The sequence below is a fragment of the Sphingobacterium sp. HMA12 genome (assembly GCF_002933815.1).
In the GTDB taxonomy this organism is placed as follows: Bacteria; Bacteroidota; Bacteroidia; order Sphingobacteriales; family Sphingobacteriaceae; genus Sphingobacterium.
Map to the genome: position 1 here is coordinate 44,855 of NZ_BEYR01000009.1, position 22,869 is coordinate 67,723.

At 39.5% G+C, this 22,869-nt stretch carries 20 protein-coding genes; 13 read left to right on the plus strand and 7 right to left on the minus strand.

From position 1 onward, the window contains the following. The first annotated feature begins 260 nt into the window (after positions 1-260). From HMAT_RS26265 to HMAT_RS26285, 5 genes are all read left to right on the plus strand, one after another. Positions 261-1,085, plus strand: a complete 825-nt coding sequence (locus tag HMAT_RS26265; protein WP_077437425.1) for a prephenate dehydratase — start codon at positions 261-263, stop codon at positions 1,083-1,085. A gap of 117 nt (positions 1,086-1,202) precedes the next feature. Continuing rightward, a complete protein-coding gene (locus HMAT_RS26270; protein ID WP_104385805.1) occupies positions 1,203-2,315 on the plus strand; it encodes a chorismate mutase in 1,113 nt (370 codons plus the stop codon). Next, on the plus strand, positions 2,315-3,565 hold the full coding sequence (aroA, locus tag HMAT_RS26275) for a 3-phosphoshikimate 1-carboxyvinyltransferase (RefSeq protein WP_104385806.1): 1,251 nt from the start codon (positions 2,315-2,317) through the stop codon (positions 3,563-3,565). The genes HMAT_RS26270 and aroA overlap by 1 nt, the downstream gene beginning before the upstream one ends. A gap of 215 nt (positions 3,566-3,780) precedes the next feature. Next, complete coding sequence (gene aroC, locus HMAT_RS26280; protein ID WP_104385807.1) at positions 3,781-4,887, plus strand: chorismate synthase; 1,107 nt, start codon at positions 3,781-3,783, stop codon at positions 4,885-4,887. After that, on the plus strand, positions 4,874-5,728 hold the full coding sequence (locus HMAT_RS26285) for an ROK family protein (RefSeq protein ID WP_104385808.1): 855 nt from the start codon (positions 4,874-4,876) through the stop codon (positions 5,726-5,728). Before aroC ends, HMAT_RS26285 begins: the two co-directional genes overlap by 14 nt. 118 nt (positions 5,729-5,846) lie before the next feature. Here HMAT_RS26285 and HMAT_RS26290 read toward each other — a convergent pair whose 3' ends face one another. Further along, entirely contained in the window at positions 5,847-8,264 is a 2,418-nt protein-coding gene (locus tag HMAT_RS26290) for a thiamine pyrophosphate-dependent enzyme (protein ID WP_104385809.1), read from the minus strand. Between the two features lie 194 nt (positions 8,265-8,458). On the opposite strand from HMAT_RS26290, the gene HMAT_RS26295 reads away from it, so the two are divergent. The 3 genes from HMAT_RS26295 to HMAT_RS26305 are packed head-to-tail and all read left to right on the plus strand — an operon-like array spanning position 8,459 to position 10,940. Beyond that, positions 8,459-9,649 (plus strand): DEAD/DEAH box helicase, encoded by a 1,191-nt coding sequence (locus HMAT_RS26295; RefSeq protein WP_104385810.1) that lies wholly within the window; start codon positions 8,459-8,461, stop codon positions 9,647-9,649. 52 nt (positions 9,650-9,701) lie between these two features. Then, positions 9,702-10,448: a hypothetical protein gene (locus HMAT_RS26300; RefSeq protein WP_104385811.1), complete on the plus strand. Its 747-nt coding sequence runs from the start codon at positions 9,702-9,704 to the stop codon at positions 10,446-10,448. Between the two features lie 36 nt (positions 10,449-10,484). Further along, complete coding sequence (locus HMAT_RS26305; protein ID WP_104385812.1) at positions 10,485-10,940, plus strand: NUDIX domain-containing protein; 456 nt, start codon at positions 10,485-10,487, stop codon at positions 10,938-10,940. Positions 10,941-11,354: 414 nt separating this feature from the next. Here the strand turns inward: HMAT_RS26305 and HMAT_RS26310 are convergent, their stop codons facing one another. Continuing rightward, positions 11,355-12,068 (minus strand): class I SAM-dependent methyltransferase, encoded by a 714-nt coding sequence (locus tag HMAT_RS26310; protein ID WP_104385813.1) that lies wholly within the window; start codon positions 12,066-12,068, stop codon positions 11,355-11,357. 194 nt (positions 12,069-12,262) lie between these two features. Here HMAT_RS26310 and HMAT_RS26315 point away from each other — a divergent pair, with 194 nt between their 5' ends. Together HMAT_RS26315 and HMAT_RS26320 are read left to right on the plus strand one after the other, a co-directional pair. Beyond that, positions 12,263-13,144, plus strand: a complete 882-nt coding sequence (locus tag HMAT_RS26315; protein ID WP_104385814.1) for a LysR family transcriptional regulator — start codon at positions 12,263-12,265, stop codon at positions 13,142-13,144. Positions 13,145-13,179: 35 nt separating this feature from the next. Then, positions 13,180-14,316: a serine hydrolase gene (locus HMAT_RS26320; RefSeq protein WP_104385815.1), complete on the plus strand. Its 1,137-nt coding sequence runs from the start codon at positions 13,180-13,182 to the stop codon at positions 14,314-14,316. Between the two features lie 150 nt (positions 14,317-14,466). Here HMAT_RS26320 and HMAT_RS26325 read toward each other — a convergent pair whose 3' ends face one another. Both HMAT_RS26325 and HMAT_RS26330 read right to left on the minus strand, forming a co-directional pair. Beyond that, the gene (locus HMAT_RS26325) at positions 14,467-14,991 is read right to left on the minus strand and encodes a glutathione peroxidase (protein WP_104385816.1); all 525 of its coding nucleotides are present in this window, start codon (positions 14,989-14,991) and stop codon (positions 14,467-14,469) included. 10 nt (positions 14,992-15,001) lie between these two features. Next, positions 15,002-15,868, minus strand: coding sequence for an N-acetylglucosamine kinase (locus HMAT_RS26330; protein WP_104385817.1), 867 nt, complete (start codon positions 15,866-15,868; stop codon positions 15,002-15,004). Between the two features lie 259 nt (positions 15,869-16,127). Here HMAT_RS26330 and HMAT_RS26335 point away from each other — a divergent pair, with 259 nt between their 5' ends. Continuing rightward, positions 16,128-17,873, plus strand: a complete 1,746-nt coding sequence (locus HMAT_RS26335) for a M61 family metallopeptidase (RefSeq protein WP_104385818.1) — start codon at positions 16,128-16,130, stop codon at positions 17,871-17,873. A 100-nt stretch (positions 17,874-17,973) separates the two neighbouring features. Here HMAT_RS26335 and HMAT_RS26340 read toward each other — a convergent pair whose 3' ends face one another. Beyond that, complete coding sequence (locus HMAT_RS26340; RefSeq protein WP_104385819.1) at positions 17,974-18,474, minus strand: hypothetical protein; 501 nt, start codon at positions 18,472-18,474, stop codon at positions 17,974-17,976. Positions 18,475-18,643: 169 nt separating this feature from the next. Here HMAT_RS26340 and HMAT_RS26345 point away from each other — a divergent pair, with 169 nt between their 5' ends. Together HMAT_RS26345 and HMAT_RS26350 are read left to right on the plus strand one after the other, a co-directional pair. After that, a complete protein-coding gene (locus tag HMAT_RS26345; RefSeq protein WP_104385820.1) occupies positions 18,644-20,410 on the plus strand; it encodes a long-chain fatty acid--CoA ligase in 1,767 nt (588 codons plus the stop codon). Between the two features lie 35 nt (positions 20,411-20,445). Continuing rightward, a complete protein-coding gene (locus HMAT_RS26350; RefSeq protein ID WP_104385821.1) occupies positions 20,446-21,447 on the plus strand; it encodes a YihY/virulence factor BrkB family protein in 1,002 nt (333 codons plus the stop codon). A 5-nt stretch (positions 21,448-21,452) separates the two neighbouring features. Here the strand turns inward: HMAT_RS26350 and HMAT_RS26355 are convergent, their stop codons facing one another. Together HMAT_RS26355 and HMAT_RS26360 are read right to left on the minus strand one after the other, a co-directional pair. Further along, on the minus strand, positions 21,453-22,139 hold the full coding sequence (locus HMAT_RS26355) for an outer membrane beta-barrel protein (RefSeq protein WP_104385822.1): 687 nt from the start codon (positions 22,137-22,139) through the stop codon (positions 21,453-21,455). Between the two features lie 66 nt (positions 22,140-22,205). Continuing rightward, positions 22,206-22,817 (minus strand): WbqC family protein, encoded by a 612-nt coding sequence (locus HMAT_RS26360; protein ID WP_104385823.1) that lies wholly within the window; start codon positions 22,815-22,817, stop codon positions 22,206-22,208. Positions 22,818-22,869 lie beyond the last annotated feature (52 nt).

Here is a 22,869-nt window from a genome sequence, read left to right on the forward strand (position 1 = left end):
AGTAAAAAACAGCTATAAATGATGCATTTTTTATTAAAAAAATTATTTTTTCTTTGATATTTCAAAAACATTCGTACATTTGAAATGTCAAACAACACAAGGATGAACAGATCATATACATATTTCTATTTTAACTTCTTTTATTTTAAAAATAAGAGCCGGGATTAGATTGTGTATACATTAAAATATAACAAGAAAGAGTCCCGGTTTAGATCATCGGGACTCTTTCTTGTTTAAGGGCAAAATAGCAACAAAAAAAAATGAGTTTAAAAATTGCGATACAAGGAGCAAAAGCTTCATTTCACGAGGAAGCAGCATTTAAATATTTTGGACGCGAAGTCGAGATTGTTGAATGTGATTCGTTCAAAAAAACCTGTGAATTGCTTAAGCAAAGAAAAGTAGATTACATTGTTATGGCGATTGAAAATTCGATTGCGGGTAGCCTGCTACCAAACTACAATCTGCTTCGAGACTATAAATTTCATATCACAGGTGAAGTCTATCTCAACATTCAGCAGAATCTGATGGTATTGCCGGGTGTTAAATTGAAAGATATAAAACACATCGAATCACATCCGATCGCCATCCGTCAATGCGAAGAATTCCTTTCGGAACTGGAGGGTGTACGTATTACCGAAGGATCAGACACGGCGGCCACAGCAAAGATGATCGCTGAACGAAAATTAACTGATACAGCTGCAATTGCGGGTACTTTGGCTGCTGAGATCTATGGTCTTGAGATTCTGGAGAAAAGAATCGAAACCAATAAAAAGAATGCAACACGTTTTTTGGTTCTATCGAATGAGGTGGTTGAACACAAAAATGCCAATAAAGCATCTTTATCTTTTCAAACTGGAAATACCGTAGGCTCCTTGGCGACAATTTTACAGTGTTTCGCTGAGCAAAATATCAACCTGAGCAAGATTCAGTCCATGCCTGTTATCGGAAAACGCAACGAATATGACTTTTTTGTTGATGTTGAATGGAAAAAACAATCAGACTATGAAGCTGCGATCCGAAAAGTACTCAAACATAGTATCAATTTCAATATTATGGGCGAATACATCAAAAACGAAAAATTATAATCAACAATTTAATACTTATAAAAAAATCAACTTACCTGAATCTGTTGGAGCGATAAAAGCTTACAAAACAAGCAGAAGAGCTTAACAGACTCAGATACCTTTAAAAAATTTATTCCGATGAAAAATACATTAGAAATCGCTCCTTTGAAATCATGGTTGGATACTGGAGACAAACCTTTAATTATCGCAGGTCCTTGTAGTGCAGAGACAGAAGAACAATTGGTATCTACAGCACATTTATTGGCAAATACTGGAAAAGTAAATATCTTACGTGCTGGAATCTGGAAGCCCCGCACTCGTCCAGGTGAATTTGAAGGTATCGGTTCCATTGGTTTGGAGTGGTTGAAGAGAGCGAAAGAAGAAACCGGTTTATTGACAGCTACAGAGGTTGCGACAGCAAAACACGTCGAAGAAGCTTTGGCAGCTGGTGTTGATGTACTTTGGGTAGGCGCACGTTCAACTGCAAATCCGTTCACAGTACAAGAAATTGCTGATGCACTACAGGGAGTAGATGTACCAGTTTTCGTAAAAAACCCTGTTAATCCAGATTTATCGTTGTGGATCGGTGCTTTGGAGCGTATCAACCGTGCTGGCATCAAAAAATTAGGTGCTATCCACCGCGGATTCTCATCTTACGAGAAAACAGCATTCCGCAACGAGCCGATGTGGGATTTAGCAATCCAATTAAAAACTGCTTGCCCTAATTTGCCGATCATCAATGATCCTAGCCACATCTGTGGTAACCGCGAATTGTTACCGTACATCGCACAAAAAGCAATGGATATGGATATGCAAGGTTTGATCATCGAATCACATATTGATCCTTCTGTTGCATGGACAGATGCCAAACAACAAGTTACGCCGGCAGCCTTAGCAGAGTTGATCAATCATTTGACATTACGTAAAGCTGATTCTGACAACCCATCATTTGAGGACAAATTAGCCGAATTGCGTAGCAACATTGATAAATTGGATGATTTAATTATTCAGAAAATCGGCGAGCGTATGAAAATTGCGGAGAAAATCGGTGAATACAAACGCGATAACAATGTGACAATTTTACAGGTAAACCGTTGGGATGAGATTGTTCAAAAACGCACAAAACTTGCTGAAGCACTATCTTTGGGCAGTGAATTTGCAACAAAATTCCTAGAATTAATTCACAATGAATCTATCCGTAAACAAAACGCGGTAATGAATTCACAGGAACAACCAACAGCCGAAGCATAATGAATCAACAAGTCATCAAGCTGACGCACCCATCAAAAAAAATAAAAGGCACGGTTCAACTGACAGGATCAAAATCCGAGAGCAACCGTGCTCTTATTATTCACTCGTTGAGCAAGGGAAAGGTTGATATAGCGAATCTTTCCGAGGCTGCCGATACGGTTACGTTAAACCGTGTATTGCAGATCGCATCAGATCCCCAACCCGGCTACAACACGATTGACATCGGCCCTGCAGGTACAGCAATGCGCTTTTTAACGGCTTACCTGAACCTCGTTCCAGGAAACTTTATCCTTACCGGGACCGAACGCATGCAACAAAGGCCAATCGGCATATTGGTTGACGCCATGAAGGAAATCGGCGCTGACATTCATTATGAAAAAAAAGCGGGCTATCCGCCCCTAAAAATAGAAGGAGGTTTATTTCAAGGAAAGGACCGCGTACGGATAAAAGGAAACATCAGTAGTCAATACATCTCGGCGCTGCTTTTAATTGCTCCCGCATTGAAAAAAGGGCTTACATTGGAAATCGAGGGCGAACTGACTTCCAGACCCTATGTATCCATGACCCTCGATATGCTGAAAAGTGTCGGTATACAGCATCAGTGGACAGCGAATGAAATACATATTGCCCCACAGGCTTTTTCAAAAAGCACGATTTATGTGGAGCCAGATTGGAGCGCAGCCTCTTACTGGTACGCTATTGTAGCGTTGGCTGAAGACGGTGCATCTATTGTGTTACCGGGACTTAAAAAAGACAGTTTACAGGGAGATATTGCAATTGTTGATATCATGACCCATTTTGGCGTGCAATCCAGTTTTGAAGCCGATGGCTTACATCTTCATAAAACAGCAATAGATTCGGAAAAAACGTTATTTGATTTCAAAGAATGCCCAGATCTAGCGCAGACTGTCGTCGTTGTCGCTGCAGCTTTAGGTCGTGACGTTTCATTTGCAGGTCTTGAAACATTAAAGATCAAAGAAACGGACCGAATTACCGCTTTACAGACTGAGATAGCAAAATTTGGCGCTGAATTGATAGCAGATAACGAAACCTATCATCTTAAAACAGCACAGGTATTCCAACCAAAAGAGGTGACATTTGACACCTATGAGGACCACCGTATGGCAATGGCGTTTGCCCCCCTTGCATTGGTTTTTGACCAGATCAAGATTGCCGAGCCAATGGTTGTAGAAAAATCGTATCCTGATTTCTGGAAACATCTACAGGCCCAATCTTTTATCATTGACTAATATTTAAAAACCTGGGAGAATACAGTTATATACTTCCAGGTTTTATAACCTATATACACGCTATTAATAGCTTTAATGGCAACGGAAGGACACTATCCGGTAAACAGACTCAGACGTGATTTAAAATCATCAAAATTGATAAAGTTAGGTTTTACAGTAGTGTTTTCATTGCATTTAAAGGCAAATTTATCTAAGTTTATTGAAATTTAATTCTTATGGCAGGAAACTCATTTGGCGATTTATTCAGAATCAGCACTTTTGGCGAATCACACGGTAAAGCGATCGGTGTAATTATTGATGGTTGCCCCTCAAATATAACGATAGACGAAGAGTTTATACAGTCTGAACTAGATAAACGGAAACCGGGACAGTCCAGGATTACGACACAACGAAAAGAAAGTGATACCGCTCAGATATTATCGGGCGTATTCGAAGGCAAGTCGACCGGAACACCGATTGCCATTGTTATACCAAATGAAGATCAGCGTTCTAAGGACTATACCCACATTAAAGATATCTTTAGACCTTCCCATGCGGACTTCACCTACCAAATGAAATATGGTATCCGTGATTACCGTGGCGGTGGCCGCTCTTCAGCCCGTGAAACAGCCGCCCGCGTTGCTGCAGGTGCTGTTGCAAAGAGCTTTTTACAACAATTTGGCATCGAAATCTTCGCGCATGTTTCGGGTGTAGGTAGGATCGAAGCGCCCAATTTGGACACCAAAGATCTTAAAGCCCTGCTTGAGCTGCGCGAATCCAATATCGCACGCTGTGCTGATCCGGCCACCGCCAATGAAATGGTCGAATTTATAGATTCAGTAAGAAAAGCAGGTGATACAGTAGGTGGACGCATTTCGACAGTGATAAGACATGTTCCTATTGGACTTGGAGAACCCGTATTTGACAAACTCCATGCTGACCTTGCAAAAGCGATGATGAGCATCAATGCCGTACACGGATTTGAATATGGATCAGGTTTTGCAGGTTCGGAGTTGCGAGGTTCCGAACATAATGATATATTTGTAGCAGATGACCATGATTTAAATCAAGTGCATACACATACCAATTTCTCCGGGGGAATACAAGGTGGTATATCAAACGGCATGGATATTACTTTTAAAGTAGCATTTAAGCCTGTTGCCACCATCATGAGAGATCAAGAAACAGTCGACATCCATGGCAATCCGGCCATCGCAAGTGGCAAGGGAAGACATGATCCTTGTGTTGTTTCGAGAGCGGTAATTATTGTGGAAGCCATGGCAGCACTTGTGATTGCGGATCATCTACTTAAACATCAAAGTTACAAACATGCTGCAAGATAATTATGTCGTAGGTGTTGACATTGGAGGCACTCATATTTCCGCCTGTATCATTGACACCAAACAATGGAATATACATTTAGAGAACGTGGTCAGAAACCACGTTTTTTCTCAAGGAGATGCTAAAACGATTTTACACACTTGGGCTTCCACAATACAGGAAAGTATTACCACCTCACCCACTGCTATTCAATTCATTGGCATAGCAATGCCGGGGCCTTTTGACTATGAAAATGGTATCTCTAAAATGTTAGGACAAAGCAAGTACGACAACTTGTACGATCAAGACATTAAAAGCCTTTTATCCGCTGAGTTGGGTTTACCTCCTACCGCCATTCACTTTATCAATGATGCCGCGGCTTTCTTACAGGGGGAAATATTTGTACAGAACCTTCAGACCAATCCGAGAATACTCGGGATTACATTGGGCACAGGCTTAGGATCTGCAGTATGGAATAAAGGCGAGAAGGCCTTCGATGCAGACCTTTGGAATACACCTTATCAAGAAAGTATCTTTGAAGAATATCTTGTGACAAGATGGTTTGTCAAACGATTCAAAGAAATCACTGGGAAAGATGTCACTGGTTTAAAGGAAATCTTGGACAATCATAGAGAAACGGCTGCATTCGCTACAATCAAAGATGAATACGCAACACATTTATTTGATTTTATGCAGTTTTTTGAAGAAAAATATCAGACTAACCTCTTTATTATTGGTGGTAATATTGCGAAAGCACTTCCTATCTTTATTGCAGATCGGGAAGAATTCAATAGATTCACCATCCATACAGCGATATTGGGTGAGAAGGCAGCCATGATCGGCGCAGCAAGTATTTTCAGTTAGTTCAGGACTTAAAACACAAAATAGCGTTTCCCCTAAAAAAGAATGCTATTCAAGGAGCGTCCCACAAGAAGCTCCTTGAATAGCATCGTTAAAATAACAGATCCAAAAAGATATCCATCTATTCAAACATAGATGGATATTTTTCTGGATTGGCCTCATGCATGATTGCATACACAGTTTCTACAACATCATCCGAAGATGGCTTCGAAAAATAGTCACCATCCGAACCATAAGGGGGTCGGTGCGCTTTTGCTGTCAATGTCCGAGGCTGGCTATCAAGTAAATAATAGCCATTTTGATTTTCAAGTATTTCCTGTAATATAAATGCGGCAGCACCCCCGGGTACATCCTCATCCACAACCAACAACTTATTTGTTTTTTTCAGAGACTCCGCACATAAATGCCCTTTGTCAAAAGGTAACAAGGTCTGAGCATCAATAATTTCGATAAATATTCCCAGACGTTCCAATTCTACCGAAGCCTCTTCTACAACGCGCAAAGTTGAGCCATAGGAGACAACCGTGATATCCTGTCCTTCTTTAATACGTTCTGCGTAACCGATCGGCACCGTAAATTCACCAACATTCTCCGGCAAACGTTCTTTGAGGCGATAACCGTTCAGACATTCAACGACAATAGCCGGTTCATCAGAGCGGAAAAGTGTATTATACATTCCAGCAGCTTGCGTCATATTACGTGGCACACAAACGTGCAAGCCTCTTAAAGAGCCCAATATTACAGACATCGGTGATCCGGAATGCCATATACCTTCCAGACGGTGTCCGCGGGTACGGATAATGACCGGTGCTTTTTGACCTCCGAAAGTACGATAACTTAAGCTTGCCAGATCATCACTGGCAACAGTGATTCCATAGATCAAATAATCTAAGTATTGAATTTCAGCAATTGGTTTTAACCCGCGAATCGCCAACCCGATTCCCTTACCGATAATTGAATTTTCACGGATTCCGGTATCAAACACGCGATGCGCGCCGAGCTTTTCCTGTAGGCCCGCAAATCCTTGGTTGACATCCCCGATCTTTCCAACATCTTCTCCGAATGCCAGTAAACGCTCATCGCGTTGAAAATTTTGTTCAAAACAAAGATTCAAGACTTCCCGACCATCCACGATTTTAGCATCTTCTGTATAATTTGCAGCGACCACAGGTACATTGAACGGAGAATCGATACCATCAGTAAATAGTTTGGAATTGTACCGTTTTTCGTTATTTTCCTGTTTAACTTTATACCAATCCAACAATTCCCGACGACCTCCGGTCTGGCTTCCTTTAAGCTCATGGAGTACCTTACGAACCTGTCCATAGACCTCTTTCAAAGAAGGTTCTACCATTGATTGCAGTTTTTTTGCGGCAAAGTCGGCTTTTTCATTTGGAATTCGTGACAATAACTCGATGGCTTCTTTTGCTTCAAGCGTCAAAGTTCTGATATAATCAGTCCAAGCCCTTTTTTGTTCCCGACGAACAAAATCTTTGGCATCACGATCCAATTGATCCAACTCTTCATCCGTAGCAATACCCGAACTTTGAATCCACTCCTTCATTTTGGCGATACAGTCGAAGTCCGTTTCCCATTGTAGGCGTTCCTGAGATTTATAACGTTCGTGAGATCCCGAAGAGGAATGCCCTTGAGGCTGTGTCAATTCGGTTACATGGATCAAACAGGGGATATGTTTTTCTCTTGCAATGCTGGCCGCCCGTTCATACGTTTCGCATAAGCCTGCATAGTCCCAGCCCCTGACCTTGAAAATTTCGATTCCATTGGTCAGCTCCTCTTTTTGGAAACCCTTCAGTATTTCAGAAATATCACCTTTCGTAGTCTGTATTTCATTTGATACTGAAATTCCGTAACCATCATCCCAAATAGAAATAACTGTAGGTATCTGATGCACCCCGGCGGCATTGATAACTTCAAAAAACACCCCTTCTGAAGTTGCAGCGTTCCCTATGGTACAAAAGGTAACTTCGTTTCCTTTATTCGAGAAATAGGACAAATAATCCAAATTTCTATTTTGTTTATATAATTTAGAGGCCAATCCGAGTCCCAGTACCCGTGCCATCTGCCCACCTGTGGTAGAGATATCCGAAAAAGAATTCTTCTGCACCATCTGATCGAGCCAATTACCTTCATCGTCCAATACCCGTGTAGAAAAATGACAGTTCATTTGCCGGCCGGCAGAAGAAGGATCTGCCTCAACATCCGGATGCGCATATAATTGAGAAAAAAAACGATAGACATCACTGATGCCCGAAGCAAATATAAATGTTTGGTCACGGTAATATCCCGACCGCCAATCGCCATTTCTGAAGACCTTAGCCATCGCAATTTGTGCCAATTCTTTTCCATCGCCAAAAATACCGAACTTCGCCTTACCGGTAAGCACCTCTTTACGCCCCAATAAACTCACGTAACGACTCTCCAAGGCAGTTCGATAATCATTCACAATAATCTTTTTGAACTCATCAAAGCTCAAAGCGGAAATAGATTCATTGTTTTGGTCAAATGCAGTATCAAGCATATTCTTTTTTGTTTCAACAAATTTAACAAAAATATTATTCTATATAATTGGTGTTTGTCAAATAAATTGACAATCAATAGTTCGATTTTGAAATAGAATATTCTAATTTCTCAAATTAGTACTTTTTGAGAAAAATTCCTAATTTTTGCAAATTTTTAATTATTATAGATAGGGATTAATTTTATTTTTTTACTGTGAATTTTTCAACACTACAACTCAATAAGTTCCTTTTTTCCAACCTTGAAAAACAGAAGCTTTCGGTACTAACAGCCGTACAGGAACAGGTTATCGCTGCCCTATTGGATGGCAAAGATTGTCTGGCGATTGCCCCTACGGGAACCGGAAAAACCGAAGCTTTCGCCATCCCGCTCGTACAACATTTATTAGAAAAAGATCAAAAGGAACATGCCTCCGTGCTTATTCTGCTTCCAACACGTGAACTCTGCATCCAAACGAAAGATAGAATCGCTAAGCTGATCGAGGGTACAGGCCTCAATATGGCCTGCTTTTATGGCGGCGGAACTTACGAAAGCCAACTCGCAACCTATCCAAAAGCTCAGCTGATCGTGGCTACTCCAGGTAGACTACTTGACTTTCTGGAGCAACAGATTATTGACCTGAAATCGATACACACCCTAGTCATTGATGAATTTGACCAACTGCTTGATTTGGGTTTTGCACTAGAAATCAATAAAATTATGCAGGTACTTCCTACGGAAAGACAGTCTATTTTCGTATCGGCAACACGCACGGCAGAAATGGATAAAATAATTCAGAAAAGGCTCAATAATCCAATCGAAATCGTCGTAGACAATCAACTTAAAAAAGGAAAAATAAGCGAATATGTGTTGTATGTTGATAAAAATGATAAAAAAAATCTCATCCGATACTTGCTTGAAAACAGGTTAAAATCGCAAGTGCTTATTTTCACACGTACTATTCATGCTGCCGAACGGATTGAAGTAGACCTTCAGCGAAATGGTATTTCGGCTCTCGCCCTATATGGTGATAAGTCACAACAACAACGGGAGGATATCGTCAATAAATTTAGAAACAAAGAAAATAGAGTATTAATCGCAACGGATTTATTGGCAAGAGGCATAGATTTCCCAAATCTTGAGGCTATGATTAATTATGAAGTGCCAGACTCCCCAGAAACATATACACATCGCATCGGAAGAACGGGCCGTTCTCAGGCTGACGGCATAGCTATTACACTTTGTGACGCCGAAGATAATCAGAAATGGATCAAACTACAATTGTCACTAAATAAACAGATACAGATTGACGATCAACATCCATTTTTATTGAGTTGGGAAAAAATGCTGTCCAGCAGTCAAAACAATACCCGAAAAGGCCAATCAAAATCGAAAAAACGTCGTTAGTTTATAATTATTCTTTTACTTTTACCTGCAATTAACAAAATCACAGTCCAAGATGAGTACAATACATTTATTTGACGATAGTAATAATGCGAACGACAATCGCCTAGGAGATCTGGAAAAAACCATCATCATGAATAACCTGATGGAGGTTCCTTTTGGCGAGCGGGATGAATTATGGCGCGACACCTTCTTAAACAACATAGCAGAATGTACCCTAAAGCTTGCTGAAACTGAGGTTGTGATCGGCCCGGACGGATTTCCTTATTTTCAGCTGGAAAGTGTGCCTAAGGACCAAAATTTCCAGGCTTTTGTTATCAAAAATCGGTTGAAGGATTTTGTATTGCCGAAAGGTTTTGGTATTGCTATCAATACTCAAAATGAAAACCCGGATTGGATCTTTACTTATGGAGACTTGGTTAATTATTTCTTGAACGAAGAGTTTTACACGAACCAGAGCATTTTTTCACAAAAAAATGAACAGACCACCATTGGTAAAGATGAAGAAATATTAGTCGGTCAACCGTCGGAAACGATCCTACCGCATCAAGTCCGTACACAACTTCGTGAGTTTTTGGATTATTATGGCGTAAAGAACGCCAAAATTATGCTTATTGCACGTAATTATAAAGACGAAGAAAACGTTTCTCAAGATCTAGTCTTTAATATCGTTGCCAATCAATTTAGGACAGAAAAAGAATTCACGAATATCATGGAAGCAATCGGTTGGTTCTTGCCAAGACATTATTCCTATATCGGATTGGATGAGTTTGCGATTGAAAATGGCTTTATGCCGTTGTAAAAGAAAAAATTTGATTATATAAATAGAGAATAGAGAATGTTTCCATTTAACGTAAGAGTATACGGAATATTGATCAACGAGAAAGAAGAAGTACTGATCAGTGACGAGAGGACGGAAAATGTTTCATTTACCAAATTTCCGGGCGGAGGATTAGAATATGGAGAGGGGCTATTAGAAGCTCTAGTCAGAGAATACCAAGAGGAGTGTGCATTCGATATTGACGTCGTTAAGCATATCTATACAACTGATTTTTACGAAAAATCAAGTTTCAATGATAGTCAGATTATATCAATTTATTATCAGGTCAAAAATACCTCAGCCATTCAGATCAGAACAACCACCAAGGCATTTGACTTTGATCCGAATGAGAAAGTTGAAGATAATAAGCGTCAGTCTTTCCGGTGGGTTCCTGTCCATACACTTGCGATAGCGGATCTAACATTTAAAACGGATCAAGTTGCCTGGGCAGAGTTTTTGAAAACGTTGAAATAATAATAAATTTTTAATTTTCGTCAATTTTATTTGTATTTAAAAAATAAACATATATCTTTACGTAAACCAATGGAAATACTTTGTTTTTTTAAAGTATTGACCTTAATAATTACATTTTATTATTTTTTTGATATCTCGCAAGACGAGATGAGTGAAGGGAAAAGCGATATCAAACAGACATTGGTTTATTGAATTTGTAAATTCCTAGTCCTATAGGTTTTTTAATAGTTAGTGTGATTTTATGGCGATACTCCCCGTATCGCCTTATTTTTTGTCTTATTTTTGTGCTGCCCCCCTGACACCTTATTTAGAGCCTTTTACACATCCCGGGAGTACGTTAGATACTCATGCTTCATTTCTTTTTTAGCAATCTCTAACGTTGCTCAATTCCATCAACGATTATAATGGCGGATCCTATTTGAATGCGACGAAAGAGGCAAAACACAAATTTTTATGCAATACATCGATATCTTTAAATCCGACTTTTGCCAATAACTCAAGCTGATAAACCAACGGTCTCGGTGTATCCTCATGTTCGATATAGGCAAAGACATGATCGCGATATGCTTCATTCTGCAAATTCGTCAAGTAGGCTCCATATTTTTCGCGATAGATCAACTGTTGAAGAGACGCACTATTTTGTTCAATTAAATCGAAAATCCATACACTACCACCACTTTTGAGTAATCTAAAAAGCTTCCGGAATGCAGTCTCCCAATCCAGATCGTCCCGCAAATGGTGTAATACCGCCGTCGCGATTATTACATCATATTTTCCCTCGGATAGATCGGCCTGCCGAAAATCGCTTTTGACCTGATGCACCCGCCCACTGGTAATTGCTCCTACACGTTCTTTAGCCCGTTCTAACATCGGTAAACTCAGATCAACTAAGGTAACATCTGGATTGGAACTTACTTTCTGCAATAATTTGACATCATAGTTACCTGCACCGCAGCCAATGTCCAACACCTGCTGGAGATTAGGGTAAAGTGATGAAATCGCATCCGTTATAAGTTCCATATTCCACACCGCATCCAATGTAGTCGCCTGTCCCGTTTCTAAATTAGCAAACCGTTCGACATCTTTGTCAAATCGCGTTTCAATTTCCTGTAATGTTGCTTTATTCATAGTAATATATTATTTACGAGCTACCCATGCTCTTTGTCTTTTAATGAATACATCGCATCCAGGTCGTTTTGAAAAGCATTCTAGGCTTTTTCCGATAGGATTGGATATATAAATTTTAATTATTTAAAGGTAGGGTTAACTCGAATTCATTAAAAATATTTATTTTGTCATCGATTCATACCAAAAAAGTATCAATGGAAATCCGACATCTTATTTATTTCAAAACAGTAGCTGAGGAGCTTCACTTCGGAAGAGCCGCCGAGCGTTTATTTATGTCTCAACCACCGCTAAGTAGACAGATCAAAGATCTTGAAGATGAGCTTGGTGTTATACTCTTCTTCAGAACAAACAAAAGGGTGGAACTGACCGAGGCCGGCAAATACTTTTTGGAAGAGGTAGGCGAGCTGCTCCAGAACTTAGAGCATAGCAAAACAATCACCAAACAGATTCATAACAATATTTCCGGAGAATTTAAATTAGGTTACATCAGCTCCACTCCCAAGCAGATGTTGGCGACGGTATTGAAACAGATTCAGCAAAAATTCCCCTATCTAAGGGTGAGCCTATTTGAGACATCCACACAAAAACAAAAAGCAGCGCTAGAAAACGGAAAATTGGATCTCGGAATTATGCGTGCGCCTATATACGCGAGCGAGCTCTTGATCACACCGCTGTTCGAAGACCCAATGGTCATTGCGGGATCCACAGCAGTAGACTTCAAGGATATCAACTTTTTCAACGAAAATTTCATATCATTTAATCAAAAATATGCCTCTGAATACCATCGCTTAACAATCAATACCTGTAATCGCATGGGATTTGAGCCCAAGATTGTGCACCAGAGCAATTCCATGTCTTCCATCCTCGAATTGGTATCCCAAGGTTTAGGATTAGCTGTTGTTCCTGCATCAACGATAAAACAGTATCCTCATCTGAAATTAAAGATCATGAAACTCGATGATATAGATAGCAAAACAGAAGTTATTTTGGTTTCCAATATAAAAAGTAAGAACAGCGCACTCGGAGAGTTCATTCAATGTATTCAAAAGGAATACCTTAAATTTAATAAAGCATAATAAAAAAACCGGACTGGTTTGTCCTGATTCAAACAATGAAAAAGACCATCATTTCCCTTCTACAATTAATGCTGTTGCTCCCCATACTATTATTCGGACAGCAGGCATCAGAAATTGACCAGAAATTACAGGCCATCATGCAGCACTATCAAGCGATAGGATTGAGTGTCGTACTCGTCAAAAACAACCAGATTGACTTTCATAAAAACTATGGCTACAAAAATATAAAAAACAAAACCCCATTACAGGACAATGACGTCTTCCGGATAGCTTCCATATCAAAGTCATTTACCGCCAGCTCTTTTATGCAACTCTTGAAACAGGGCCACTGTTCTTTAGATGATGATTTCGGCGATCTAATCGGTTTCCCGATTAGAAATCCAAAATACCCCGAGGTAAAAATTACCCTGCGAATGGTACTTTCCCACACTTCCAGCATCAATGATAAAAACGGCTATTTTAATCTGGATGTGATCAATCCATCCAAAAATCCGAACTGGAAGGATTCATACAACAGTTATGCCCCGGGCAGCCAATATCAGTATTGTAATCTAAATTTTAATATGGCGGGAGCCGTATTGGAGAAACTGACGCAGATGCGTTTTGACCACTATATCTCCAAAAACATCCTCAAGCCATTGCAACTTTATGGTGGATATTGTGTTGACTCGCTGGATCATTCGAGATTAGTCCCTTTATACTCATTCGATGATAAAGCTAATTTTATTGAAGAAGCAAATGCCTACGCTCCAAGACGCGATGAACTTGCAACTTATCAACTGGGTTATACGACTCCTGCACTCTCACCCACTGGTGGTATGAAAATATCAGCACTCGATCTTGCAAAATACATGCTCATGCACATGAACTATGGCACGGCTAACGGGAAGAAAATAATGGATAAAAAATATGCAAAGATCATGCAAACGGCGGTCAATAAGCAATCGGGCTATGGTCTTGCCGTCATGAACGAAAGCAGCATTATTCCCGGCATTACTTTAACAGGACATACGGGATCTGCCTATGGTTTATACAGTGCACTATTTTTTAATCCCGCAAAAAAATATGGATTCGTAGTGATCACCAATGGCTGCAACTTACCAGATAGCGAAAATTTCAATCCTTTGCTTAAAGATTGCATCCAAGCCCTATATGATAACTTTATAAAATAGACTGAAGTCTAGGGACAAAGTCTTACTCTACGCTTCAAGCTGTAAAGAAAAAAATTAAAAGAATAGCAGCTTCCACAAGAACTCATAAAAATACCCCCAAAAAGTATTCGACTTTTTGGGGGCATGGTATCGTTGAGTGTCTGGATTGATTTATTTTTTATTCTCAACCCAGTTTACAATTGCCGGATCCAATGGATTGGTTGCTGATCGAAAGCGGTGCACCAATTGACCATTTTCATCAATCAGGAATTTTTCAAAGTTCCATTTGATATCGCCGGTAAAATCCGGGTTATTTTGTGTAATCAAGTATTTAAATAATGGCGAAATCTGTTCACCTTTCACATCTACCTTTTCCGCCATTAAAAAATCTACACCATAATTCTGCTCACAAAATTCTTGAATCTCGGTGTTGGAACCTGGCTCCTGCTGTCCAAAGTTATTCGCCGGAAAACCAATGATCACCAATTTATCGCCAAAGGTCTTATGTAATTCTTCCAGGTCCTTATACTGTTTCGTAAAACCGCATTTAGAGGCCGTATTGACGATCAAAATCTTCTTGCCTTTGAAATCAGACATTTTCACATCCTGCCCTTCCAGGGTCTTAAAAGTGAAATTATAAATTTCGGGATTGCCAAATAACATTGACATATACACCATAATAGTTGCTATAATCATATTTTTTAATTTAAAGACTCAACAATGAGTTACTCTCTCTTTCCAATACTGCATTGAACAGTTCATTAATAGGGGACTTGAGGATTGTTCCAACCTTAATCTGATGCGCTTCACACACTTCACGTAATAATAAATCAAAACTGTAAGCAATTGACCCCACAAAGTGGCATTCATACTGATTGTAATCAGCATAAGTTAAAATAGATGCCTGCACGAACTCTTCAAAACCACCTTTTACCAGATCTATGATAAATGGATGGGTAATATTATCAGACATAAAAGGTGCAAAAGATGCTAAAAAAGCATTTGGCCGTTCTTTCTGATACACGTTTTTTATAACAATCTCTTTATTTATACGGTATTTGACCGCAAATTTTTCGTTCAGATCTTTCGGCATACGCCCATAAAGAAATAAACGCAGAAGCTTTTTCCCAAAATAGGCCCCAGAGCCTTCATCTCCTAACACATAACCGTTGCCGTTGTGTGAAGGCATCAACTCTTCGCCATCAAAAAAGCTCAGGTCTGATCCTGTACCAAGCGTTGCAACATATCCTTTTTTATTGCCACAGGTTGCCAGCGCGCATCCAAAAAGATCATTCTCAACAGCGATATAGGCATTTTCGAACAAGGGGGTCAACGCATTTGAAACCATTTCACGACGATCCGGGGTAATGCAGCCTGCTCCAAAAAAATAAAGTTCCGTAACCTCATCCGCATAGGGTATTATTTCGGGTATCTCTTTAATAACCCGTGTAATTTCTTTTTCGTTAACGAAAAAGGGATTGAGTCCATTTGTACTGAACGAAATAGGTGCACTGTCGGGCAATTCCAATTTCCAATCTGACTTTGACGAGCCACTATCAACAACTAAGATCATACAAATTCTTGATTATTTTCCCCTGATAAACTAGTGTATCAAATATACGAAAATTACGTCCAAACTGAAACGACGATTCTTAAAGAAAATGCGTATCTTGGATTTCTTATGTGACATCTTTACAATCCAATGAAACTTTTTAAATCAACCAAAGTCCAACGGATTTAATGAACTATTGAAGAACCAATAAAACATTTTTTTGTTTGATTTAAGCATAAGATACTTTTAATTTTGTAAGCACATACTAAAATCATCTTTCATGGATAGTGACCATTTAAATATACCCATAATAAACTTTGAGGTATCTTTTCCAGAAGTACAGGCTCATTACATTAACGTAAAAATGAGCATAAAAAAACTCAATCAACCTTATGTTGATCTCAAAATGCCAGTTTGGTCGCCAGGTTCCTATTTAATTCGTGAATATGCAAAAAATGTAGAGCGGTTTAAACCTGTTGATACCGACGGAAATCCCATTCCTTTCCGCAAAATTTCAAAAAATACCTGGCGCATTGCAACAGATGCACTGGATCAGCTGGATATCAGCTATGCCGTATATGGCTTTGAAGTTTCTGTCCGCACGAACTTTTTCGACAGCGACCACGCATTTATAGTTCCAACAGCCACATTTCTACATATTGACGGTTATATTAACATCCCTTCGCGAATTGTTATCGTTCCAAAAGAGACTTGGAAAAGTATATCAACCGGACTGGAACGACTGACACAACATACTTTTCATGCGCCTAATTTTGATGTTTTATATGATAGCCCGATTGAAGTAGGAAATCAGGATATCTGGAAGTTTCAAGCTGCGGGAGTAGAACACGAGTGTGCCATGGTGGGCGGTGGATCCTATGATAAAGAACGCCTTACAAAAGACATTACACGTATTGTGGAAGAAGAAACCCGTATCTGGGGATCAAATCCCAATAAACGTTACGTCATCATCACACACAATTATCAATCCGGTGGCGGGGGGCTTGAACACTTTAACTCCACGGTATTGGGTGCTTCGAGAAATGCCTATCGAAATGAAAATAGTTACAAAACATACCTGAGCCTCGTTGCCCATGAATATTTTCATTTATGGAATGTAAAGCGACTTCGCCCTAAAGCACTGGGACCGTTTGACTATGATGGGGAGAACTATACCACGGGATTATGGATCATGGAAGGCTTTACTTCATATTACGACAATTTAATCATTAAACGCTGCGGATTCTACGATGAGAAGGAATACCTCACCTTATTGGCAAATGACTTCAATATTGTCCTGAACCGTCCGGGGCATGAAATACAATCCGCTGCAGCATCGAGCTTTGACACTTGGATTAAATATTATAGGCCAGATGAAAATGCAATCAATTCATCCATCTCCTATTATAATAAAGGAGCAATGCTTACAGCGTTGCTGGACATCAAAATCATCGCAGCCACAGATGGAAAAATAAAATTAGATGATATCATCCGGGCGGCTTACAAAGAGTTTTTCTTAAACCTCGACCGTGGATTTGAAGAAAACGAATTCCAGAGTCTTGCAGAACGTATTTCGGGCACTTCACTAGAAGATATATTCCAGGCAGCCCATCAAGATGGTGAACTCGATTACAATGCATATTTCAATTTGGTCGGCTATGAAATTGTAAATTGCAACCAAGATAACGATGCCCTAACCCTTGGTATCACGACCAACAAAATAGATGGACTGATCAGCATTGCGACGGTTGAAAAAGGAACTGGCGCTTATGATGCAGGATTGAGCGTGAAAGATGAATTGATCGCAATAAATAATGTCAGATTAGATATAAAAGACAAGGAAATCGATTTCATTACCCAACATGCCGCAGAAGGGGACGTATTGAATTTTCTTATCGCACGAGACGGCATCGTACGGGAAATACCGGTGGAAATCAGAAGGAACAACAAAAAGATCTATGAGATCCGTCCACTGAAAGACCAAACATTCTTGCAGGAGCTGCTGGGAAAAATCTGGATGGCCTGATCTGAATATTCTGGAGGCTATTGTACATTGAACTGTTAGCCAATAGGTTCCCTATAAATAATGCGAGCCGAAATATAGTATTCTGCTCGCATTATTTATATCAGAACTTGTATCTTACCGAAAATCCAATAGGATCAAGCAACTTGATGCTGGACTCGTTCAAGAAGTCGAAATAAGGTTTTACATCCAAGGAAATCTGAAATGGAGCTTGAGGAATATTATATTCAATCCCCACGATACCGTCTATACTTAAATTAAGATGTGAGTCAAACGAATGGCGCTGACCATCTATGATTTTATCCTTTTCTTTGTAAGACCCAATACTTCCTCCAAAACCATAGTACCAATTCAGACCAGCTGTTAAAGGTTTGTAAATCTCATATAATCCAACCACACGAAATCGACGATAATCGGAATTGCTCTGAATACTCATAATACCTTCCAAAGCATGATTCGAATTAAGTGTATGACGATAAGTAATCCCTTGGGCAGAACCAAACCGCCCACCAATAGCGCCTCTATTATCCAACTGAGCTACAGCTTTATTGGACAATGCACCAAACATCAGCATTCCACCGACAGCCAAAAATATTTTTCTCATAAAAATTGAACGCGTTATATGCTCTTTTATATATATCAAAAGTAACAATTACAGCTATAACGACACAATGTTTAATTTGTTATGACATTAATCCCAATAACAACAACTTTATTTCTGATATTTTTTTTATATTTAAGTCAATAGTGGTAACCAAATAAACTCAAGTGATATGGGCAGAATTTTTGACTTTATAACCTTATATAAAGAAAAATACGCAAAGGACATTATGGTGGCAGGACGGGATGCCAGTGGCAGCTGGAAAACGTATTCTACCAAGGAATATACAGAAGCAATAGATACCTTGAGCAGGGCCTTACTAAAATTGGACCTTAAAAAAGGGGATCGCGTGGGAATAATGTCCGGAAATAGACCAGAATGGAATTTGGTTGATTTTGCCTGCAATCAGATAGGACTTGCAACAGTCCCCCTATACCCCACTTTGTCGCCTCAGGATCTGTCATTCATCGTCAACGATTCGGATGTCAAAGTACTATTTGTAAGCAATAAAGAATTGACAGAACGTATTGAGCAGGCGATTAAAGAACATGGTATACAGCCACAGGTATATACTTTTGACCAGATAGAAAATCACACCCATTTAACCGAATTAATAACAAGTGCAACAGATGACACAACCGATCTATCCACCCATCGCGATAGCGTTACGGAAGACGATCTATTAACCTTGATTTATACTTCTGGAACCACAGGACGCCCGAAGGGGGTATACCTCTCCCATAAAAACGTATATAGCAATGTCACCGCCTGTAATTATTTAATTCGGGAGGATTTTAAAACCGCGCTCAGCTTTCTCCCGCTATGTCATATTTTTGAACGCATGGTGGTATATATGTACTACTCAAAAGGTATCCAAATTTATTTTTCAGAAACCTTGGATAATGTAGTCGCCGATATCAATGATGTAAAACCAGACGTCTTTACCACAGTACCGCGCGTACTTGAAAAAGTCTATGACAAGATTATTGAAAAAGGTAAGGCGCTTACCGGAATTAAAAAGAAGTTGTTCTTTTGGGCCGTAGACCTGGGATTAAAATTTCAGGAACCGGGCAAAAATGGACTATTCTACAACTTCAAGCTGGGTATTGCGCGCAAACTCATTTTTTCTAAATGGCAGGAAGCATTAGGGGGCAATATTAAGATTATCGTATCTGGTGGAGCAGCGCTCCAAGAGCGCTTAGCACGTATATTTTGGGCAGCTGACCTGAAAGTCCTTGAAGGCTATGGTTTAACGGAAACCTCACCGGTTATTGCCGTAAATTCTTATCTGCACAATGGGTTGAAATTTGGGACCGTCGGAAAACCACTTAAAAATCTTGAAGTAAAAATCGCCCCAGATGGTGAAATTCTTGTGAAAGGCCCCAGTATCACAACCGGCTATTATCAAAACGAAGAGGCTACCAAAGAAGCTTTCGATGAAAATGGCTTTTTCAAAACCGGAGATATTGGCGAAATTACCGGGGACGGTTTCCTAAAGATTACAGACCGGAAAAAAGAAATGTTTAAAACTGCTGGCGGAAAATACATTGCTCCCCAGTCTATCGAAAATAAATTAATGGAATCCACGCTGATCGGCCAAGTAATGGTGATCGGCGAAAACAGAAAATTCCCAAGCGCACTGATCGTTCCCGCCTTTGATGTCCTTTCAAAATGGGCCGCTCAAAAAGGGATATCCACCGGTTCTAATGAAGAAATCATTAAAAATCCAGAAGTTATTCAAAAATATCAAGAGGAAATAAACCAATTATCAAGTAACTTTGGTCATTGGGAGGTTGTCAAGAAATTTATTCTTTTGCCAAAAGAATGGTCAATAAATGAAGGTCAGTTGACACCCAAATTGAGTTTGAAACGAAAAGTAATTTTAAAAGAGAATGAAGCTGCGATCGACAAATTGTATGTGGAACAGAATCAAGAATAACAATTTGCACGATTATTGGAACGGATAATCTTATTATGAAGCACGTTACACTAAAAGATCTATTTACATTCGGATACTGGAAAAATATTTGGCAAGTCATGATTGACGCCTTCAATGGATTCAATGATGACAAGTGCATGAAGAAAAGTGCATCACTGGCATATTACACGATCTTTTCCATAGGTCCGTTGCTCATGATCGTCATTTGGTGTATCGGTTTCTTTTATGGAGAGCATCTTCAAAGCGGTTCATCTGCACAAGATGAAGTGCTCGAAGAAGTCATGGTACTTTTTGGGCAGGATGTGACCACGCAGATTCAGTCCTATCTCCAGAAAATTACTTTTGAAAATAAATCCAATATGGGGATCACAATTGGTATTGTCACGTTGGTCATTTCCTCCACGACTTTATTTGTCGATATTCAGGATTCCATAAACAACATCTGGAAAGTGAAACCCAAACCCAAGAAAGGTTGGTTAAAATTGATTGTCAATAGACTCATTTCCTTTTCCATCGTGATTGCTTTGGGCTTTTTGTTAATTGCTTCATTGATGATAAATGGAGTTATTGTCGCGGTGACAAATTTGGTTATGACTTATTTCCCGATCATCCCAATTGCCCTGATATCTTGGGTAAATACAGGCATCACATTTTCTGTCATTGTTATACTTTTTGGATTTATCTTTTCGTTTCTGCCGGATGCTAAGGTCAAGTTTCGTGATATGCTCGGCGGGGCGGTTTTCACCGGGCTTCTTTTTATGCTGGGCCGCTACGGGATCTCACTTTACCTCAATCTTTCTTCCACGGCTAGTTTTTACGGCGCAGCTGGTTCGATCATCATCATGTTATTGTGGATTTATTATTCGGCCGCGATACTTTACTTCGGAGCAGAGTTTACGAAGTTTTATGCAATCAAATTTGGTGCAGGTATTGTCCCTTCCGCATTTGCCGTTGCTATTGAACAAACAGAAAAAGTCAAGAAAATGGGCGCCGATGCTGAAGCCCATATCGGCGATACGATTCAGGTATTAAAGTAACTGCACTATTTTTTCTCTTTTTTCCCACTAATAGAACCATCGATACCAATTACATCAATGACTCTGTCACCAATTTGCGTGATATCCGATTTCAGGCCAATCATTACGGTAAAAATATTGACCGGCGTATCCTGTATCTTTCTAAAATTATGCAAATACCCCAATTCCAATCCAAGAAAAAAACCATTGAATTTGTAGTCTGCTCCAGCCCCCAGTTTACTGGACAGATTAAAATGATTTTTATTTTCCATCTTAACGAGCTTCTCATCGATCAGTACATTTGCGCGGGGCTCACTGGTCAATCCGATCCCCGGACCAATAAAACCATAAACATTCAATCGGCGCATCTGTTTGCGGATACCACCAGAAAATGCAAAGGTATAAAAGTTGGTGTTTGCATCTTCGATGCGATAAGCAAAATCAGGATCAGGCAGACGTTGCTTGTATTTGAATGACAAAGTATACAATGTCGGTGAGACAAAAAACATGGAGTTTTTGAGGGAGATATCCAAACCGATACTACCCGAAAATTTGGGGGAAAGTATATCTTTGGTCTTCCCTATGGGAAAGCCCATTCCAGTTGTTCCCCAATAATAAACTTTCCGGTAATGAATCGTGTCAACACCACCCTGAGCATAGGTATTCGTGCTCAACAGGGAAAGAAGAATGAAAGCAAAAAGAAATCTTTTCATTTAAAAGCGTTTAATACTGAATAAGAACAATATTAAACGCATAATGTTCAAGCTCTCAAAAATATTTTAAAGATAACTTTTGGATTGCGGTCCTTGATTAAACAAAAGGTCTATAATACTTAAATCCGGGTAAAAACCATTCTTGTCCAGGAAAACCTGATAATATTCTTTGGGGGCAACTAAAATGCTTTCCTTTTTTGGATGTATTATTTCTCGATAATCAGGGAGAGCCGAATCATTGACCGTATATTCCTCGGTAAAAGAAACTATTCTTTTGAGCTTAATTGACTTAAGTATAAGCTCCAGCTGCGCGATATTAAAGTCTAACAGGTAATCAAATTTTTCGTGATAAAAGCGACTAAAATCATCTTCATAATATTCAAAATACGCCGAACTTCTGTAAGCGGTCTGAATACTCAACCAATGCAGGCGTTGCCAGTCAAATTCATAACTGATCCGGATATCTTTCATCGGAACCCGATCTTTATTGCCATGTTGGATCGGCACGATTAGATCCTGTACCCCATTGGCAGAAGCAATACGCGCCCGTGTACGATAGCTTTGTTTTTGAAAATGTTCGTATTTTTCGATGACAAGCGGAAGATTATGCTCTTGTATGGTATGAAAATAAGATATCGGCGGAAGATAACATGCTGGAAGTAATAACTGCGATTCCATAAAAACTGATGATTTTTGTTATAAGTGACGCAAAAATAACTTAAATTAAGGA

Excerpts from the sequence above, each read along its gene's own strand:
- HMAT_RS26265 (WP_077437425.1), top strand. The coding sequence starts at position 261 with ATGAGTTTAAAAATTGCGATACAAGGAGCAAAAGCTTCATTTCACGAG.
- HMAT_RS26270 (WP_104385805.1), top strand. The coding sequence starts at position 1,203 with ATGAAAAATACATTAGAAATCGCTCCTTTGAAATCATGGTTGGATACT.
- aroA (WP_104385806.1), top strand. The coding sequence starts at position 2,315 with ATGAATCAACAAGTCATCAAGCTGACGCACCCATCAAAAAAAATAAAA.
- aroC (WP_104385807.1), top strand. The coding sequence starts at position 3,781 with ATGGCAGGAAACTCATTTGGCGATTTATTCAGAATCAGCACTTTTGGC.
- HMAT_RS26285 (WP_104385808.1), top strand. The coding sequence starts at position 4,874 with ATGCTGCAAGATAATTATGTCGTAGGTGTTGACATTGGAGGCACTCAT.
- HMAT_RS26290 (WP_104385809.1), bottom strand. The coding sequence starts at position 8,264 with ATGCTTGATACTGCATTTGACCAAAACAATGAATCTATTTCCGCTTTG.
- HMAT_RS26300 (WP_104385811.1), top strand. The coding sequence starts at position 9,702 with ATGAGTACAATACATTTATTTGACGATAGTAATAATGCGAACGACAAT.
- HMAT_RS26305 (WP_104385812.1), top strand. The coding sequence starts at position 10,485 with ATGTTTCCATTTAACGTAAGAGTATACGGAATATTGATCAACGAGAAA.
- HMAT_RS26310 (WP_104385813.1), bottom strand. The coding sequence starts at position 12,068 with ATGAATAAAGCAACATTACAGGAAATTGAAACGCGATTTGACAAAGAT.
- HMAT_RS26315 (WP_104385814.1), top strand. The coding sequence starts at position 12,263 with ATGGAAATCCGACATCTTATTTATTTCAAAACAGTAGCTGAGGAGCTT.
- HMAT_RS26320 (WP_104385815.1), top strand. The coding sequence starts at position 13,180 with ATGAAAAAGACCATCATTTCCCTTCTACAATTAATGCTGTTGCTCCCC.
- HMAT_RS26325 (WP_104385816.1), bottom strand. The coding sequence starts at position 14,991 with ATGATTATAGCAACTATTATGGTGTATATGTCAATGTTATTTGGCAAT.
- HMAT_RS26330 (WP_104385817.1), bottom strand. The coding sequence starts at position 15,868 with ATGATCTTAGTTGTTGATAGTGGCTCGTCAAAGTCAGATTGGAAATTG.
- HMAT_RS26335 (WP_104385818.1), top strand. The coding sequence starts at position 16,128 with ATGGATAGTGACCATTTAAATATACCCATAATAAACTTTGAGGTATCT.
- HMAT_RS26340 (WP_104385819.1), bottom strand. The coding sequence starts at position 18,474 with ATGAGAAAAATATTTTTGGCTGTCGGTGGAATGCTGATGTTTGGTGCA.
- HMAT_RS26345 (WP_104385820.1), top strand. The coding sequence starts at position 18,644 with ATGGGCAGAATTTTTGACTTTATAACCTTATATAAAGAAAAATACGCA.
- HMAT_RS26350 (WP_104385821.1), top strand. The coding sequence starts at position 20,446 with ATGAAGCACGTTACACTAAAAGATCTATTTACATTCGGATACTGGAAA.
- HMAT_RS26355 (WP_104385822.1), bottom strand. The coding sequence starts at position 22,139 with ATGAAAAGATTTCTTTTTGCTTTCATTCTTCTTTCCCTGTTGAGCACG.
- HMAT_RS26360 (WP_104385823.1), bottom strand. The coding sequence starts at position 22,817 with ATGGAATCGCAGTTATTACTTCCAGCATGTTATCTTCCGCCGATATCT.